Below are 17,253 nucleotides of genomic sequence, written 5' to 3' on the forward strand. Positions count from 1 at the left end.
TACTTGAAAGGATATTATGAATTTACCAAAGATTGCTGTCATCGGCTCTGGCTCATGGGGTTTTAACCATGTAAGAACTTTTTATTCATTAAAAAATTGTGAACTTGTTTGTGTATGTGATCTAATTCCAGAAAATCTCCAAAGAGTAAAAAAGCAATTTCCAGATGTTAATACGGAAAATGACTATAAAAAGATTATTATCAGTCCTGACATAGACGCTGTGGTTGTAGCAACCAACGCAGAAACCCACTATGAAATTGCAAAGAATGCACTTATTGCGGGAAAGCACTGCTTTGTTGAAAAACCTATCACTTTGAACATTAATGGAGCTGAAGAGTTGGTTGATTTAGCAAATCAAAATAAACTAATTTTGATGGTCGGTCATCTTCTTTTATATCATTCTGCTATTGATTATTTAAAAAATTTAGTTGATGACAAAAAAATTGGTGATGTGCTTTATATTTATTCTCAAAGAGTAAATCTCGGCAAGGTTCGTTCAACAGAAAATGCACTCTGGAGTTTTGCACCGCATGATATTTCTATTATGCTTTTTCTTATAAATGAAAAACCTGTTAGAGTTTCTGCAACGGGACAAAGTTTTTTGCAGAAAAAAGAGCAGATTTACGATGTCGTATTTTTCACTATCTATTTTGAAAATGGAGTCATAGCAACAGGACAGGTTAGCTGGCTTGACCCACATAAAATCAGAAAATTTACTATTGTAGGAAGCAAAAAAATGGTCACTTTTGATGATATGGAAATACGGGAGAAAATCAGAATCTACGACAAAGGTGTGGATGCATCTCATGTAACTTATGATTCCTTTGCTGAATCTCTTATTCTTCACGATGGTGATATAACTATTCCGAAAATCAATCTTGGTGAACCATTAAAAAGAGAGGACAGCCATTTTATAGATTGTATCATGAATCATGAAAAACCTTTGACTGATGGGCAGAATGGACTGGATGTGCTTAAAGTTTTGGTTGCTGCTCAAAAGTCTTTAGAAAATAATGGGCAACCGGAAAAAATTTAAAATTCAAAATGAAATTCAATAAACTTCCCAAGAATGTATTAGAAAAATTTCCAGAGTTGGTAAAACTTTTAAAGAATGATAAAAACATAGTAGCTTTTTATGTATCTAATAGTGCTGAAACTGGTAACTTAAAACCTCTTAGTGATTTAGATTTTAAATAATTTCGTGACCAGTTTGATAAAACTTTTCTTGAGAAATTAGGATATGTTGGATTATAAAATAAATGATCACTTGCAAAGATTAGTTAGATGTTTCAATGGATTAAAAAATATTAGAAAGCGCCCCAAAAGTGAGTTTTTAGTAATTGACTTTTTACAAGCAAGTAGCGAGAGATATTTAAAATTGGCAATTGAAAGCTGTATGAATATAGGTAACTCCATTATTTTGCTTGAACAGTTTAACAAAAAAATTCCAACATCAAGGACTAATGCTGATATTTTTATAGTATTATCAAAAATTGGAGTAATTGATGAGCATTTTTCTTTTGAACTAATAAGAATGATAGAACTTTATAATCGTTTAGAGCATATTTATTGGAATATTAATAAAGAAGAAATGTATAATATTATTCAAACAAATTTAGGAAATTTTAAGAAATTTATTGAATGTGTAATTCAATATTATAATAAAAAATATAAAGTTCATTGTGCTTAGTAAAGTATTCAGAAAAAACGAGGAAAAATGAAAGCAATAAGACAGGTTAAAGAAGTAAAAAATCACCAGGTATTGGTAAGACTACCTGAAGATTTTGGGAACAAAGAAGTTGAAGTAATTATAATACCTCTTAATGAAATAGATAAAGAAAAATTGAGTGCCAGAGATAAATTTTTGAAATTTCTATTAAGTGGACCTACTTTGAGCCCAGAAGAGATACAGAGAATAGAAGCAATGCAAAGGGAGTTTAATCAATGGCCAATAGAAAAATTTTGATAGATACTTCCATAGTAATTGAATATGTAAGAAAGAAAAATAAGGCAAAGACTATTTTGTATGAACTCTATAAATCTTATGATGAACTTTTTATTTCTTCTATCACCGTCTTTGAAATTTTTGTTGGTGTAAATATAGAAAATGTTAATTTAATCAATCAGTTATTTGAAGGATTTAGAATTTTACCATTTGACTTAACGATTGCAAAAATCGCATCTCAAGTTTACAATGAATTAAAATCTCAAAATAAAATAATTGAATTCAGAGATATTTTTATTGCCGCAACCGCTATTGGCAATAGTTTATCAGTAGTTACTTTAAATACTAAAGACTTTGAAAGGATTCCAAATCTGGAAATTCTAAAAAGTTTTTGATACTGCAAGAAAGGAATAGAAAGGAATAGATATGAAAATACCAATGTTAGACCTTAACGCCCAATATGAGCCAATTAAAGATGATGTGTTAAATGCAATAAAAGAGGTTTTTGAATCCAAAAGATTTATAAACGGACCTCAAATTACAGAATTGGAAGAGAAAATTGCAGGATATTGTCAGTGCAAATATGCAATAGGCGTTTCTTCTGGAACAGATGCAATTTTGATTTCCTTAATGGCAATGGAAATTGGACAGGGAGATGAGGTCATTACGACACCATTTACTTTTTTCGCAACAGCAGGTTGCATTTATCGTATGGGTGCAAAGCCTGTTTTTGTAGATATTGACCCCAAAACATATAATATAAATCCTAATCTGATTGAAGAAAAAATTACTGACAAAACAAAAGCCATCATTCCTGTTCATCTTTTTGGGCAGATAGCTGAGATGGACAAAATAAATGGGATTGCAAAAAAACATAATCTTTATGTAATTGAAGATGCTGCACAGGCTATCGGTTCAGAATATTTACCCTGTGGAATAAATATTACGCAGAATAAAAGCAATTATAATAAAAATAGTATTCCACAGGGCGAGGGTAAAAGAGCTGGTTCAATAGGTGATGTAGGCTGCTTCTCATTTTTCCCGAGCAAAAATCTCGGCTGTTGCGGTGACGGTGGAATGGTTACAACAAATAACGAAGAATTAGCAGAAAAAATAAGAGTACTCCGAGCTCATGGGAGTAAACCAAAATATTATCATAAAATTATTGGTGGTAATTTTAGACTTGATACTATTCAAGCAGCGGTTTTATTAGTTAAATTCCCATTATTAGAAAAATGGCATAAAGGTCGTCAGAAAAATGCTCTTTACTATAATAAAAGATTGAACAATACTGTTGAAACCCCGTATGTAGAAAATTATAATAGGATGATTTATAATCAATATACGATTAGAGGTAAAAATAGAAATAGACTTCAACACCATTTAAAAGATTCCAATATTGGAAATGCGATTTACTATCCTGTTCCGCTTCACCTTCAAGAATGTTTTGCATATCTTGGGTATGAAGAAGGAGATTTACCAGAAGCAGAAAAAGCATCAAATGAAGTAATTTCAATACCAATTTATCCCGAATTGACAGATGAACAAAAGGATTATATAATTGAAGAGGTAAAAAGAGGTATAGGGGATATAAAGGTATAAGGAAATAGGGTAGAAATTAAAGATTAAAGTGCTGAAAAGATTAAAGCAAAAAAGAGAGGAGAAACAAAATGGCAATAAAAACACCAAACATTAACAATGTAACTTTAGCCGGAAACATTGTAAGAGACCCAGAAATACGAGAAGTTGGTGAGAAAAAGACGAAAGTTACTACAATTACAGTAGCAAATAACCGTCCGTATCAAGATAAAGATGGGAAATGGCAAAAGGAGACTACTTTTGTTGATGCTGAAGTATGGGGTTTACAAGCAGAAAAACTCGGTGAATACGGCAAAAAAGGCACGCCAGTTATTGTGGAAGGAAATCTAAAACTTAATAAGTGGGAAGATAAAGAAGGAAAATCGTATTCTAAATTACGGATAAGAGCCAATAGAATTCATATTCTAAATTATCCAGAGAAATAGTGCTCCGATTTATCGGAGTGAATCTAGATAGTTATAAAATTTTGGAAAAAGATTAAAGTGCTTGAAAGATTAAAGATTAAAGTTCTGGAAAGATTAATGCAAAAATGAGATATGGCAAAATATGATAAAATATAAATTAGGATTAGCCCCACAATTTATTGTGGGGTAAAGAAATAAAAGAATATTTTAACTGTTTCAACAGTTTACCCGCTTACAGAAAGAGTTTATGGGAAACCGATGAATCGGTTAAGTATTTCTTTTTTTTAGGTTCCCCCTGATAAATCAGGGGGCTAATCCTAAAAATATCTATTTTGCAGAACCCATTTAATGCAAAAAAGAGAGGATAACACAATGGCTATCAGAACACCAAACATTAACAATGTAACTTTAGCCGGAAACATTGTAAGAGACCCAGAAATACGAGAAGTTGGTGAGAAAAAGACGAAAGTTACTACAATTACAGTAGCAAATAACCGTCCGTATCAAGATAAAGATGGGAAATGGCAAAAAGAGACTACTTTTGTTGATGCTGAAGTATGGGGTTTACAAGCAGAAAAACTCGGTGAATATGGCAAAAAAGGCACGCCAGTTATTGTGGAAGGGAATCTAAAACTTAATAAGTGGGATGATAAAGAAGGAAAGTCTCATTCTAAATTACTGATAAGAGCGAATAGAGTTCATATTCTAAATTATTCGGAGAAATGATAAAGTAACAAAGTGATAAAGTAAAAAGCAAAAATCAATCAGGCTTTGCAAAGCTACGCCATGACAAGAAAGGAAAAATCAGAAATTAGAAATAAAATAAACCAAATTATTGAAAATCTAATTAGAGAATAAAAAATTTTATATGAAACGCATTGTGCATAAGTCCCATAGTTTTAAAGAAGCTGAAAAGTGGGATATCCAGCAACAGATAAACATGACCCCACAGCAGAGATTGGAATCTGCAAAAGAATTAAGCAAAAGGGTGTACGGAACAAATTTGCTGGATGTTCGAGAATATCATGAAAGAAATAAGAAAAAATAATTATTCCCCCGATGTTCTTGAACTGATGGCATTGTTATACAAAAATAAAGTAGAATACTTAATTGTTGGTGGTCAGGCTGTGATTTATTATGGACATGTTAGACTTACAGGTGATATTGATTTTCTATACAATCAGACTGAGAAAAATGTTGATAAACTCTACATTACGCTCCTTGAATTCTGGAATAATGATATACCTGGACTTCACGATAAAAATGAGTTGATGGAAAAGAATGTTATCTTTCAGTTTGGTGCGGTTCCAAATCGTATAGATTTGATTAGCAAAATCGAAGCAGTAAATTTCAAAGGAGCATGGCAAAAACGAGAAATCGTTAAAATTAATACTGGGAACGAAATACTAGAAGTGTATTTTATTGATGCTGAAAATTTGATAAAAAATAAAGAAACGCTCAAAAGAGAAAAAGATCTTGATGACTTAAAATATTTAAAGCAGATTAAATTGAAATAATATAACGGGAAAAAAGAGAGGAGAAACAAAATGGCAATAAGAACACCAAACATTAACAATGTAACTTTAGCCGGAAACATTGTAAGAGACCCAGAAATACGAGAAGTTGGTGAGAAAAAGACGAAAGTGACAACAATTACAGTAGCAAATAACCGTCCGTATCAAGATAAAGATGGGAAATGGCAAAAAGAGACTACTTTTGTTGATGCTGAAGTATGGGGTTTACAAGCAGAAAAACTCGGTGAATATGGCAAAAAAGGCACGCCAGTTATTGTGGAAGGGAATCTAAAACTTAATAAGTGGGATGATAAAGAAGGAAAGTCTCATTCTAAATTACTGATAAGAGCGAAAAGAGTTCATATTCTGGTCATGCCATAGGCATAATTCCAGAGAAGTAGCATTCCGATTTATCGGAGTGAATATAGGTAGTCATAAAATTTTATAGCTAACTCTTTCAAACAAGTATGAAATTTGAGGAGTCCCGAAAACAAATTGGGGCATCCCATTAAATAGGAAAAGATTTAACCCCAGTGAAATAGTCCCGATATACCCGTTCTCCCCGCCTTCCATCCGGATTTGTCGGGAGGACTGCGTTTCGGAGCTGGCGGGTAGATTCGGGTTTATCCCAAATCAAAATAAAATGAAGGCGTTTTCAGATGAAACATACATGTCCCCGATGTCTCGGGGACGCAAAGGAGAATGAAAATTGAATTTGTTTGCGTTACAAAGTAAAATTTTGGTAAAGAACTGGATTCCCGCGTTCGCGGTAATGACAGCTTGTTTTGACATTTGTGATTGTTAGCACCAGTTATGATTATAATGAATAAGGTGTACTTTGTGCCTTTGTGGTTAGAAAGGATTTTCAGATGAAAAATTCAAAAATATTAATAACCGGAGCTGCAGGTTTTATTGGATTTCATCTATGTAAGAAATTAGTAAACGATAACTTTTATGTTGTTGGTCTGGACAATATTAGTGATTATTACGATGTCGGCTTAAAATATGGCAGATTAGAAGAATTAGGTATTAAAACCCCGAATATTCACTATAATGAAATCGTAAATAGTGAGAAATATAATAATTTTGATTTTATCAGATTAGATTTGAAAGAGAAGCCGAAATTGTTGAAAGTATTTGAAAAATACAATTTTGAATATGTTGTTAATTTAGCAGCTCAAGCAGGTGTCAGATATAGCATTCAAAATCCTGATGCATACTTGGAAAGTAATATTATCGGATTCTATAATATTTTAGAATGTTGTAAAATTTATAAAATCAGACATCTCGTTTATGCAAGCAGTTCATCTGTATATGGTTTGAATGAAAAGATGCCGCTATCAACGACTGATAATGTTGACCATCCTATTAGTTTATACGCAGCAAGTAAGAAGAGCAATGAATTATTAGCACATTGTTATAGTCATCTGTATAATCTGCCAACTACAGGTTTGAGATTTTTTACAGTGTATGGTCCCTGGGGAAGGCCTGATATGGCATATTTTCTATTTACAAAGAGGATTTTGGAAGACAAACCGATTAATGTTTATAATTATGGCAAAATGGAAAGGGATTTTACTTATATTGATGATGTAGTTGAAGGTGTTAAACGAGTCATCACAAGTATTCCGAAGCCGGACCAAAATTGGAGTGGGGAAAAACCAAATCCAGGAACATCAAAAGCACCATTCAAGATATACAATATTGGGAATAATGCACCAGTAAAATTAATGGACTTTATTGAGGAGATTGAAAAAAAACTGAATAAAAAAGCTAAGAAGAATATGATGCCTTTACAATCTGGTGATATTCCAAAGACGCATGCAGATGTTAGTAATTTAGTAAAGGAAGTAAATTATCACCCAAATACTTCATTTAAAAAAGGGATTTCAAATTTCATTGATTGGTATCTGGATTTTTACGATAAGTAAAAAAGATTATCCATCCTCCGTCCCGAAAAAAGTCGGGACTGCGCCTGTCCACCGTAATATCCGTTCTCCATAGCAGTGCTACTGCGAAGGATGAACTATGGAAGGCGGGGAGGATGGGAAGAGCAAAGATTAAAGACCAAAGCAATCCGTCTTCGTCCCGATAAAAGATTCGGGACTACGCCGAGACTGAAGAAAAAGCAATGAATAATGAACAATGAACAAAGAAAAAGGAACTATAGAAAGAAAATATACCCCAGAACAAAAACTCATTGCATTTATGAGCTTATATAATGCGGCTCGCGAATTGAAATTTGCTGCGCTGAAACATAAACATCCCGAATTGTCTGACGAAGAAATAGAAAAAGAAGTAATAAAGATTTTCAAATATGCAACTTCCTGACATTATTACACTTTTCATAAAACCCCTCAATGAAAATGACTTACATTATGTAATCACAGGCTCTATTGCATCATTAATATATGGAGAAATCAGAGTTACTCACGATATAGATTTATTATTAAATATTTCAGAGAATCAAGTGGCAGATTTTCTCAATGCCTATAGTTCAAAAGATTTTTATAAACCTCCTGTCGAAGTTGTGACCATCGAATTTTCACGAACAGAACATGGTCACATTAATTTAATTCATAATGCAACAGGATTTAAGGCAGATGTATATTTTTGCGGCAGAGATAAATTAAATTTGTGGGCTTTGAGGAATTTCAAAAGAATTGAATTTAAAAACGGCTATTTGAAAGTCGCCCCTATTGAGTATGTAATTATAAAAAAACTTATGTATTATAGAGAATCAAATATGGAAAAACATGTTTTGGATATTATTGGAATGTTGAAGAAATCTTCTAAAGAGATAGATAATGAGATATTTGAGAATTTGATAGAGGAATATTCCTTACAAAAGGAATGGAATCATATAAAAAATCAATTAACCATATTATAGTGAAAATAATAACCGAGCCCACTTCTCTCAATGAACTTTGGGGTAACCGCAAAGTCAAATTCGAGGATATGATGAAGATAGTGGTTGATGTCGGGCGGGAAATAGTTGCAGCAGATGCTGAACTTCATGCTGATTTGGAAGCTCTGCTGTTAGAAAATGGCTCCCGGCAATATGATATCTGGGGCATCAATATCTATTCTGATAAAAACGAAGATGATTATATTGAATATACTGCACTTATCAATATCAAACCATCTCAAGATAATCGAAGTATGGAAGTTGAAGATCCTCAAACCCGACATAAAATTCGTGAAATTTGTGCGAGGTTACTGAAAAGATAATGCTTCATACTCACCTCACTTTAGAAAAATGGAGATCCTTCAGCCCTGATAAGCAGATTCTTATGATTGCAAATGAGATTAATAGAGCAAAGAACTGGATAGAAAAGAAGGATTTTGAGAAGGTTTCAAATTGCTATGAGCGTGCCTTTGAGCTTATTGATTTCACTGTTGATGGTTCTAAAGATAAAAGTTTTATAAGGGAGTTGCTGAGATTCCGGGAAATTTTGGCAATAAATTATAGTAAAAATACGCAAAGTTATCCGAATTATACTTTATACAACTTACTCTTAAGTATGAATGTTGTTTCGTATAATTTATTGAGAGGGTAGTGAATCGCAAAGCGTGAAAAGTGGAGTAAATTTACTCCTACTCAACAAATATTAATGATAGGGAATGATTATAAAATTAAAACTAAAAAATCAAAGAAAAAATAAAAAGAGTAAAGACTAAAGACCAAAGTAACACAATCCATGCCAAAGGCAGACAGGCGTCTCGATTGTGAAGATTAAAGATTAAAGATAAGTAGCACGGATCCCCGCGTCCGCGGGGACTGTTCCGTAAAAGACCAAAAATTATCCACCTTCACTATAGTTACGGAGGACAAGAAGGTAAACGGAAAGTAGCACGGATCCCCCCGTCCGCTGGGACTGTTTCGTAAAAGATTAAAGAAAAAAAATTAAGAATGAAAAATGAATTTGATATATTGTTTGATATAATTAATAGATTTAATGAAATAAATATTCCTTATATGCTTACTGGCTCATTAGCTATGAACTATTATGCTGAACCACGAATGACAAGGGATATTGATTTTATCATTGTGTTGCAACCAAAAATGAAAATTGGTCTAATCCAAAAATTTAAGGATGATTATTATATTTCAGAAAAAGCTTTCAGCGAAGCAATAAAATATAATTCAATGTTTAATATTATTCATAAACAATCTGTTATTAAAGCTGATTTGATTATTAGGAAAAATTCGGAATATAGAGAAAATGAGTTTAAAAGAAGAAAAAAAGTAATAATTCAAGGTCATTCAATATATATTGTTTCAAAGGAAGATTTGATAATTTCTAAGATATTTTGGTCCAGAGAATCTAAATCAGAAATACAAAAAAGAGATATTATAAACCTGCTTAATGATAATTATGATAAAAATTACTTAATAGAGTGGTTAAAAAAGATTGAATTATATAATTTTGCAAAGGAGTTTGTCGGTGAAAGATACTTCAGATAAGATTAATAAAATATATCATAAAATGTTGATGAAAAAATCAGGGGAAGAACGATTCCTTATGGGAATAAGTTTATGTGAAACTGCCAGAAAAATGGTTTTGGCTTCCTTTCCTGATAATATCAATGAAGATGAAAAACATGTGAAATTATTGATTAGATATTATAAAAATGAATTTTCAACAAATGAAATGAATAAAATTGTTGATAATATTAAAACAACCCAGTTCACCCTGTTAAATCCCTTCGGGATCCCGATATATCGGGATATTTAACAGGGTGAAATAAAAGAAGCATAAGATTTCACCCCGATGAAATAACAAAAAAAAGATTTCATCCCAGTGAAACAAAAAAGATGGTTTCACAGGATAAATTGGGCAGGCGGGTCAAGAAAAGTAAAAAGCAATCCGTCTACGCTACACCGAGACTGGCAACTAAAAAGCAATGAATAATGAATAATGAATAATGAATAATGAATAATGTAGAATGGGATAAAGTAAAAAGGGATAAAGTAAAAAAATAAAATGAAAATTGATAAAAATATTAAAGATAATCCTTTATTATACAAAACTTTTCTTTTGGCACTTGAGATAATAAAATTATAAAAATATCTTACAAAAGAGAAGAAAGAATATATAATGTCCAAATAGTTAAAGACAAGATTAAAGACTAAAGACCATCCACCTTCGTTATGACTACGGTGAACAAGAAGATTAAAGATTAAGGCAAAAGCAGAAAGAGTAAAGGTAAAGGAGTAAAGATTAAAGGTAAACCTGCTCCGCAAATGCTTCGTACTTGTCTTACGAAGTTCTCTGGATGGAGAACGAAGTATGAGGTCAAGAAGAAAAAGCAGACAAATAATCCGTCTGAGGCGTCCTAAAATAAGTTGACTCAAAAGAATGAAATGAGAAGCAAATATGCGATATAATATTTCACAGGGTGAATCGGAAACCGTTGAGTTTAAAGAATCTCTGGGAGAATGGAAAGAAATTATTAATACTATCAGTGCATTTAGTAATACAAATGGTGGAGTAATTTTGGTTGGTATAAATGATTGTGGGGGAATAAGTGGGGTTATTACTGGTAAAAGTACTTTAGAGGACTTAACTAATAAAATCAATGAGAATACAGACCCCAAAATTTACCCTCATATAACCACGAAATTAATAGATGGAAAATCCATAGTTATCATTGAGATAAAAGAATCTTTTGACCATTTAGTGGTGGCTTTTGGCAGACCTTATAAGAGAGTTGGTAAATCTACCGTAAGAATGTCAAAAGACGAATACGAAAGCCTGATTTTAGAAAAGCATAAAGAGAAATTATATTTTGATTCTCAAATATGCAAAGAAGCCAGCTTAGGCGATATCGATAATATTAAAGTAAAAAGATTTATAGAAAGAGCGAATTTTGAAAGGAGATTAGAGATAAATCCGAATATAACACCAAAAGAGGCTTTAAAAAAATTAAGCCTTGTAAAAAAAGATAAATTAGCTAATGCTGCAATTTTATTGTTCGGCAAGAATCCTCAGAAATTCTTTTTACAGGCAGAGACAAGATGTGCTCGTTTTAAAGGGACTGAACCTTTAGAATTTATCGATATGAAGGTCTTTGGAGGAAATATAATTGATCAAAGAGAAGATGCCTTAGAATTTGTTAAGGAACATATTCAACTTCACGCAGAAATTAAAGGAACAGAAAGGATAGAGAGATGGGAATATCCTATTGAAGCTATAAGAGAGGCGATTACTAACGCAATCTGTCACCGTAATTATAAAATTTCCAGTAATGCCCAGATTAGAATTTTTGATGATAGAATCGAAGTTTGGGGTTGTGGTCCTCTACCAGAACCATTAACAGTGGAGGATTTAAGGAAAAAACATGATTCGGTCTTAAGAAACCCACTAATTGGGAAATGTTTCTTTTTAATTAAATATATTGAACAATGGGGAACGGGAACCAATAGAATGATTAAAAAATGTCTAAGTTCTGGTTTGCCTGAACCTTTATTTGAAGAAATTTCCGGGAATCTCGTGGTTACATTTAGAGGGAAAATTACTAAGGAATATTTAGAGGGTTTGGATTTAAATAAGAGGCAAATTGTAGCTATGGAGTATATTAAAAAAATCGGAAAAATTACAAACAAAAAATATAGAGAAATGTTTCCAGAAATATCCAATGAAACAGCAAGGCTTGATTTAAATATACTGGTTAGAAAGAGGTTATTGAATAAAAAAGGTGAAAAGAGGGGTGCGTACTATACTATCAGATAACAGATAATATGAATATCCCAAATTTATCCCAAAATTATCCCAAATTATTTGAAATGATTCATTATTTAAAAATTGGAATATTAATTAATAGAGTGAAAAAGAAAGAAATTGAGCCGTTGTTAGATATTGATGATATCGCTATTGAGACTGGAATTTCTGATCTTGCTGAAAATTACGATTACTATTTATATGGAGTCCAAAAAAAGTGAATAAACTTGTATTTATTGATACTTTTGCTTGGATTGCAATTTTAAATAAAAGTGATACTTACCATACTGTGTTACTTATGATTTGAAACATTTAATATGTAAAGATTGTTTTATCACTCCCCCTAAACAAATTAACCGTTTTATTTTTGGAGGTAATAAAATGAAAATAAAAGAAAAAACTATTCAAGAGATTAAGAATTTGGATGCAGATAATTTGATGTTCATATATGAAATAATACTTTCCATAAAAAATAGAAAAAAATTGTTCAGATCTGTTGATGTTTCTTCTGCTTATAAGAGAGTTAGGGAATTGTTGAAGGATCTCAAGGGTTCACTATCAGATGATATAATATTGGATAGAGAGGATAGAGTATGAATTTATATTTTGATACATCTGCTCTTGTTAAGTTTTTTCATGTAGAAAATGGTACAGATGTCGTTTCTCGCTTATTAGAGAATAAAAATAATAAAATATATGTATCAGAACTGGTTAAAATTGAGTTTCTTAGTGCATTATATAGAAGATTTAGAAATAATGAAATAAAAGAAAAAAAGTTAGAACAGGCTATAACTGGATTTGATGAGCAACTTAATAATTTTTATATTGAGCCTTTAAGCCATACAGTTGTTAATGAAGCTGAATTTTTAATAAGAAGATATGGTGAGATACAAGGCTTGAGAACATTAGATTCTCTTCAATTGGCAACATTCACTTTAATTTCAAATCCTGATTGGTCTTTCGTGTCCACAGATGAAAAGCTTTGCTCTATAGCAAGAGAAATTGGATATAATATTATTAATCCTTTGAAAAGCTAAAAGCGATGAGCCATACTTAAATTTTATTCCTGTATTTAGATTGGATATTTAAAAGGATTTTTTCACTTAAAGAGATTTAAGAAATTTATAAAGCATTCATTAAAGAAACAGACGACTTATTTGACTTCAAATCAAATGTGGGAAAATAAAAAATGCTGCTATTATTGTGAGTCAAATGGAAACGCTACAATTTTTTGATGTTAATTATTACCAGCCCCATTAAATAATGTTAAATTTATTGGACTTCGCCGAGACTGAAGAAAAAGCAATGAATAATGAATAATGAATAATTAGGAGAGAATTAATTATTCACCCCGTTAAATGCTTCAGAGAAGCAATCCGTCGGTGACGGATTATTTAACAGGGTAAAAAAAGCAAATATTATTTTAACAAAAACTTTTGATTTCTCTTTGAAAATAATTGAAATCTATAAGGAATTGATTTATAATAAAAAAGAATATGTTATGTCTAAGCAACTTTTAAAATCAGCAACATCTACTTGCCCGGTGAAATAATTTTACATCAATGATTATATATTCTACTTATGTTCAATTTAACGAAAAGGAGGATAAAAAGATGCCTGTTCGACAAGACATTACCATTGAAAAGATTTATAAAATGGTAGTTGATTTACAGCGTGAAGTTACTCTAATAAAGAGAGGTCTTATGGAAGAACCTGAGTTACGTGATGAGTTGATCATACGGATGAGAGATATTGACCTTGAAGAAGCAGTTATGGTCAAAAACTTCAGCAAAAGATATGGATTAAAATAGTGTATAAACTTGCAATTAAGAAAAACCTTGATGGGAAATTTAAGAAGCTCAAGAAACAAGACAGAGAAATGCTTGTGCTAATTGATAGAAAAGTACAAGAGATACTTAATAATCCTTACCGTTTCAAGCCATTAAGAAAGCCTTTACAAAACAAGCGAAGGGTTCACATAGGCAGATCTTTTGTGTTGATATATGAAGTTAACAAAGATGAAAAGATAGTAACACTACTTGATTTTGACCACCATGACAATATTTATAAAACATAGTATGTGCCACTTTGTTAAGTTACAAAGGCAGCAACACCCCGCCCCCAAAAGATTAAAGACCAAAGACCATCCACCTTTGTTATGACTACGGTGAACAAGAAGATTAAAGAGCAAAGCAAAAAGCAAAAAGCAAAAAGCAGAAAGTTTACCCCGTTAAATTTCTTCTTGTATTTAACTGGGGCAGAAAGATAAAAAATGATGGAAAAATTAGAACTTGATGATCATATCAAAAATAATCCTCTTTTGTATAAATCTTTTTTGCTTGCCCTGGAAATAACTAAAATATATAAATTTTTAACTAAAGAAAGGCATGAGTATATAATGTCCAAACAACGATAAATAAATTTAAAATTTAAAATTATAAATTTAAAATGGAGGAAATAATTATGGATTATAAAAAACATTTAGAATATATAAATAAAAATCCAATTCTGAAGAAATCTTTTAATTTTGGTGTAGATATTATAAAATTATGCAAGGATATACGTATAAAATATAAAGAGTATAGTCTTGCTGATCAACTACTAAAATCTGGTACTTCAATTGGCGCTAACGCCAACGAAGCAGTTATCGGTTCATCAAAAAGAGATTTTATTAACAAAATGAATATTTCCTTAAAGGAAGCTTATGAAACACGCTACTGGTTATTATTATTAGCGGAAGTTGATTATATTCAAAAACCTGAATATTATCTAGATAAACTTGATGAAATAATCCGAATGTTAGTAAAAATCGTAAAAACTTCTAAGGAAAGTGAAAATGTTTAAAAACAAAATATTTTACATTTTACATTTTACATTTTACATTCTGTTAATTATTACACTTGTTTCATGTTCAACCAGCACCCAAACTGGCAACTTAAGTGGAACTATCCACCTCTCTGTCCAAGAAGACCACTCCAACATAACAGTAGCCCTCTACGAACTATCAGAACTTGAACACAAGTAAAAGTAAAAAGTGATAAAGTAAAAAGAAAAATAATTAAATAAAAAAAATGATGTAAAAAATGAAACTCGATAAACATATAAAAGAAAATCCCTTACTATATAAAACTTTTCTTTTGTCTCTTGAAATTGTAAGATTATATAAATATTTAACAAAAGAAAAACATGAATACGTGATGTCCAAACAACTGCTGAAAGCAGGTACATCAGTAGGTGCGAATTGCAACGAGGCTGTAGCAGGTCAATCGAAAAAGGACTTTATCTCAAAACTTTCAATAGCAATGAAGGAAGCATCGGAAACACGATATTGGTTGTCATTGTTGGTTTTCAGTGAATATTTAACGGATAGGGAAGTAGAAAAATCTTTAGGCTTACTTCACGAATCAATGAGTTTAATTGGTAAAAGCCTTATTACAGCAAAGAAAAACCTTGAGAGCAGAAAGTAAAAAGCGATAAAGCTTGTCCCGTGAAATACCTTCTTTTTATTTCACCGGGGAAAAAATAAAAAGTGATAAAGTAAAAAGAAAAATTTAGAGAAAAATTTAGAGAAAAATTAAAGGTTAATTTAAAAAAATGTTTAGATTAAAAAATAAATGTCCATTTTATCCACCCTCCGCAGTAGCACTTCATCCTTCGCAGTTCATCCTTCGGAGTAAACCTATTCATTCTTCGCAGTCTTGGTATGGAGAATGGATGCTACGGAGGACGGGCTTTTTACTTTTTTCTTTTTGCTTTCAATTAATTATTTTTTTAATGTAATAACAGTGAAATTAAATTTTAACGAATGGAATAATGATAAAATCACAAAGTAATACCCATTTTTTCTTTTTTCTTTTTTCTTTTTTCTTTCTATTAATTATTAGCTGCACCACTAGCCCCCAGACTGGTACTCTATCTGGAAATGTGCAATTACAGGGTGAAACCGATCACAGCAGAAGGATCTAAATTTAAAATTAAAAATGTAAAATTTAAAATTATGACAGCTGATAAAAATTTTGAATATATTGAAAATAATCTCATTTTGAAAAAATCCTTAGACTTTTCTATTGAAGTCATTAATTACTGTAAAATTCTGAGATATAAATTTAAAGAGTATAGCTTGGCTGACCAACTTTTAAGATCTGCAACAAGTATTGGCGCTAACGCTAATGAAGCTGTTATAGGCTCATCTAAGAAAGATTTTATTAATAAGATGAACATTTCTCTAAAAGAAGCTTACGAAACTCGCTATTGGTTAATAATTCTTTGGAAAACTGATTACCTTAAACAGCATAGTTTTTTAATTAATCAAATCGAAGAAATAATTAGAATTTTAGTTAAAATTGTTAAAACATCTAAAGAAAATGAAAATAGCAAATAATAAAAAATTTTACATTTTACATTTTACATTTTACATTCTGATTATTATTACGCTCCTCAGTTGCACCACCAGCCCACAAACTGGATCTCTAAGTGGTAATATTCAATTAGAGAATGAAAGCGATCACAGCGGAATAACAATCGCCCTCTATGACTTAGCTGAACTTGACCCGGATATTGTGGAGGCAAACACCAAATGGCCCCACATTGGCGTAATAATTAATCAGATGACTGAATTCGACCACCGCTTTGCAAATTTACTAAAATCTACCCAAACCGATGCAAACGGAAATTTCAAAATAAAAGATATTCCAACTGGCAGATATAATTTTATGGCTATGAAAGAAGGATTTGGATTTAAATACATCTATGAAATTTTAATAAACGAAGGAGAAAATGCTCTTTCAGAGCAATGTAAAATGAAAAATGTAAGATGTAAAATGAAAAATAATGAAAAGAAAAGCAATTCTGATAATTTTACATTTTTAACTTTAAATTTTACATTGGATTCGAATGATTCCACAAGGAACACTGCTGATATAATATTATATCCAGCGACACACATACACGAGGATATTACCGAAACAACCATATTCGAATCCTCCCACCATTACATCATAGAAAATGACATTTATGTTTCTGGCGTTTTGACCATTGAGCACGGCGCAGTAATTAGAATAGAAAAG

At 31.4% G+C, this 17,253-nt stretch carries 30 protein-coding genes; all 30 read left to right on the forward strand.

Features of this window, described 5'->3' with window-relative positions; all coding sequences use genetic code 11:
* The first annotated feature begins 16 nt into the window (after positions 1–16).
* Complete coding sequence (locus tag U9R23_02925; GenBank protein MEA3475386.1) at positions 17–1,036, forward strand: Gfo/Idh/MocA family oxidoreductase; 1,020 nt, start codon at positions 17–19, stop codon at positions 1,034–1,036.
* A gap of 8 nt (positions 1,037–1,044) precedes the next feature.
* Positions 1,045–1,197, forward strand: coding sequence for a hypothetical protein (locus U9R23_02930; protein ID MEA3475387.1), 153 nt, complete (start codon positions 1,045–1,047; stop codon positions 1,195–1,197).
* A 43-nt stretch (positions 1,198–1,240) separates the two neighbouring features.
* Positions 1,241–1,690 carry a DUF86 domain-containing protein gene (locus U9R23_02935; GenBank protein MEA3475388.1) on the forward strand — a complete coding sequence of 150 codons (450 nt, stop codon included), beginning with the start codon at positions 1,241–1,243 and terminating at the stop codon, positions 1,688–1,690.
* Positions 1,691–1,717: 27 nt separating this feature from the next.
* On the forward strand, positions 1,718–1,966 hold the full coding sequence (locus tag U9R23_02940; GenBank protein MEA3475389.1) for a hypothetical protein: 249 nt from the start codon (positions 1,718–1,720) through the stop codon (positions 1,964–1,966).
* Positions 1,945–2,340: a type II toxin-antitoxin system VapC family toxin gene (locus U9R23_02945; GenBank protein ID MEA3475390.1), complete on the forward strand. Its 396-nt coding sequence runs from the start codon at positions 1,945–1,947 to the stop codon at positions 2,338–2,340. Before U9R23_02940 ends, U9R23_02945 begins: the two co-directional genes overlap by 22 nt.
* 31 nt (positions 2,341–2,371) lie before the next feature.
* Positions 2,372–3,547, forward strand: coding sequence for a DegT/DnrJ/EryC1/StrS family aminotransferase (locus U9R23_02950; GenBank protein ID MEA3475391.1), 1,176 nt, complete (start codon positions 2,372–2,374; stop codon positions 3,545–3,547).
* Positions 3,548–3,615: 68 nt separating this feature from the next.
* Positions 3,616–3,969, forward strand: a complete 354-nt coding sequence (ssb, locus tag U9R23_02955) for a single-stranded DNA-binding protein (protein ID MEA3475392.1) — start codon at positions 3,616–3,618, stop codon at positions 3,967–3,969.
* 351 nt (positions 3,970–4,320) lie between these two features.
* Positions 4,321–4,674: a single-stranded DNA-binding protein gene (gene ssb / locus U9R23_02960; GenBank protein ID MEA3475393.1), complete on the forward strand. Its 354-nt coding sequence runs from the start codon at positions 4,321–4,323 to the stop codon at positions 4,672–4,674.
* 142 nt (positions 4,675–4,816) lie between these two features.
* Positions 4,817–4,996, forward strand: coding sequence for a hypothetical protein (locus U9R23_02965; GenBank protein ID MEA3475394.1), 180 nt, complete (start codon positions 4,817–4,819; stop codon positions 4,994–4,996).
* Positions 4,974–5,465: a DUF6036 family nucleotidyltransferase gene (locus U9R23_02970; GenBank protein ID MEA3475395.1), complete on the forward strand. Its 492-nt coding sequence runs from the start codon at positions 4,974–4,976 to the stop codon at positions 5,463–5,465. Before U9R23_02965 ends, U9R23_02970 begins: the two co-directional genes overlap by 23 nt.
* Before the next feature lie 30 nt (positions 5,466–5,495).
* Positions 5,496–5,843, forward strand: coding sequence for a single-stranded DNA-binding protein (gene ssb / locus U9R23_02975; protein ID MEA3475396.1), 348 nt, complete (start codon positions 5,496–5,498; stop codon positions 5,841–5,843).
* A 488-nt stretch (positions 5,844–6,331) separates the two neighbouring features.
* Entirely contained in the window at positions 6,332–7,393 is a 1,062-nt protein-coding gene (locus U9R23_02980; GenBank protein ID MEA3475397.1) for an NAD-dependent epimerase, read from the forward strand.
* Positions 7,394–7,607: 214 nt separating this feature from the next.
* Positions 7,608–7,793, forward strand: coding sequence for a hypothetical protein (locus tag U9R23_02985; protein ID MEA3475398.1), 186 nt, complete (start codon positions 7,608–7,610; stop codon positions 7,791–7,793).
* Positions 7,780–8,352, forward strand: a complete 573-nt coding sequence (locus tag U9R23_02990) for a nucleotidyltransferase (protein MEA3475399.1) — start codon at positions 7,780–7,782, stop codon at positions 8,350–8,352. The genes U9R23_02985 and U9R23_02990 overlap by 14 nt, the downstream gene beginning before the upstream one ends.
* A complete protein-coding gene (locus tag U9R23_02995) occupies positions 8,352–8,693 on the forward strand; it encodes a DUF5674 family protein (protein MEA3475400.1) in 342 nt (113 codons plus the stop codon). Before U9R23_02990 ends, U9R23_02995 begins: the two co-directional genes overlap by 1 nt.
* Positions 8,694–8,755: 62 nt before the next feature.
* On the forward strand, positions 8,756–9,022 hold the full coding sequence (locus U9R23_03000) for a hypothetical protein (protein ID MEA3475401.1): 267 nt from the start codon (positions 8,756–8,758) through the stop codon (positions 9,020–9,022).
* Between the two features lie 353 nt (positions 9,023–9,375).
* Positions 9,376–9,930, forward strand: coding sequence for a hypothetical protein (locus tag U9R23_03005; GenBank protein MEA3475402.1), 555 nt, complete (start codon positions 9,376–9,378; stop codon positions 9,928–9,930).
* Entirely contained in the window at positions 9,911–10,201 is a 291-nt protein-coding gene (locus tag U9R23_03010) for a hypothetical protein (protein ID MEA3475403.1), read from the forward strand. The genes U9R23_03005 and U9R23_03010 overlap by 20 nt, the downstream gene beginning before the upstream one ends.
* A gap of 642 nt (positions 10,202–10,843) precedes the next feature.
* Entirely contained in the window at positions 10,844–12,199 is a 1,356-nt protein-coding gene (locus tag U9R23_03015) for a helix-turn-helix domain-containing protein (GenBank protein ID MEA3475404.1), read from the forward strand.
* A 53-nt stretch (positions 12,200–12,252) separates the two neighbouring features.
* Positions 12,253–12,408, forward strand: a complete 156-nt coding sequence (locus U9R23_03020; GenBank protein ID MEA3475405.1) for a hypothetical protein — start codon at positions 12,253–12,255, stop codon at positions 12,406–12,408.
* Positions 12,409–12,568: 160 nt separating this feature from the next.
* A complete protein-coding gene (locus U9R23_03025; protein MEA3475406.1) occupies positions 12,569–12,784 on the forward strand; it encodes a hypothetical protein in 216 nt (71 codons plus the stop codon).
* A complete protein-coding gene (locus tag U9R23_03030; protein ID MEA3475407.1) occupies positions 12,781–13,224 on the forward strand; it encodes a type II toxin-antitoxin system VapC family toxin in 444 nt (147 codons plus the stop codon). The genes U9R23_03025 and U9R23_03030 overlap by 4 nt, the downstream gene beginning before the upstream one ends.
* A 383-nt stretch (positions 13,225–13,607) precedes the next feature.
* A complete protein-coding gene (locus U9R23_03035) occupies positions 13,608–13,739 on the forward strand; it encodes a four helix bundle protein (GenBank protein MEA3475408.1) in 132 nt (43 codons plus the stop codon).
* A 10-nt stretch (positions 13,740–13,749) separates the two neighbouring features.
* Positions 13,750–13,998, forward strand: coding sequence for a hypothetical protein (locus tag U9R23_03040; protein MEA3475409.1), 249 nt, complete (start codon positions 13,750–13,752; stop codon positions 13,996–13,998).
* Positions 13,998–14,264 (forward strand): type II toxin-antitoxin system mRNA interferase toxin, RelE/StbE family, encoded by a 267-nt coding sequence (locus tag U9R23_03045; GenBank protein MEA3475410.1) that lies wholly within the window; start codon positions 13,998–14,000, stop codon positions 14,262–14,264. The genes U9R23_03040 and U9R23_03045 overlap by 1 nt, the downstream gene beginning before the upstream one ends.
* Before the next feature lie 386 nt (positions 14,265–14,650).
* Entirely contained in the window at positions 14,651–15,031 is a 381-nt protein-coding gene (locus tag U9R23_03050; protein MEA3475411.1) for a four helix bundle protein, read from the forward strand.
* On the forward strand, positions 15,024–15,212 hold the full coding sequence (locus tag U9R23_03055) for a hypothetical protein (protein MEA3475412.1): 189 nt from the start codon (positions 15,024–15,026) through the stop codon (positions 15,210–15,212). Before U9R23_03050 ends, U9R23_03055 begins: the two co-directional genes overlap by 8 nt.
* Positions 15,213–15,270: 58 nt before the next feature.
* Positions 15,271–15,654: a four helix bundle protein gene (locus U9R23_03060; protein MEA3475413.1), complete on the forward strand. Its 384-nt coding sequence runs from the start codon at positions 15,271–15,273 to the stop codon at positions 15,652–15,654.
* A 470-nt stretch (positions 15,655–16,124) separates the two neighbouring features.
* Positions 16,125–16,568 (forward strand): four helix bundle protein, encoded by a 444-nt coding sequence (locus U9R23_03065; protein ID MEA3475414.1) that lies wholly within the window; start codon positions 16,125–16,127, stop codon positions 16,566–16,568.
* Positions 16,552–17,253 (forward strand): hypothetical protein (locus tag U9R23_03070; GenBank protein ID MEA3475415.1); only part of this gene is annotated, 702 nt, incomplete at its 3' end. The genes U9R23_03065 and U9R23_03070, both read left to right, overlap by 17 nt.

The organism is Candidatus Cloacimonadota bacterium (genome assembly GCA_034722995.1).
Taxonomy (GTDB): domain Bacteria; phylum Cloacimonadota; class Cloacimonadia; order JGIOTU-2; family JGIOTU-2; genus JAGMCF01.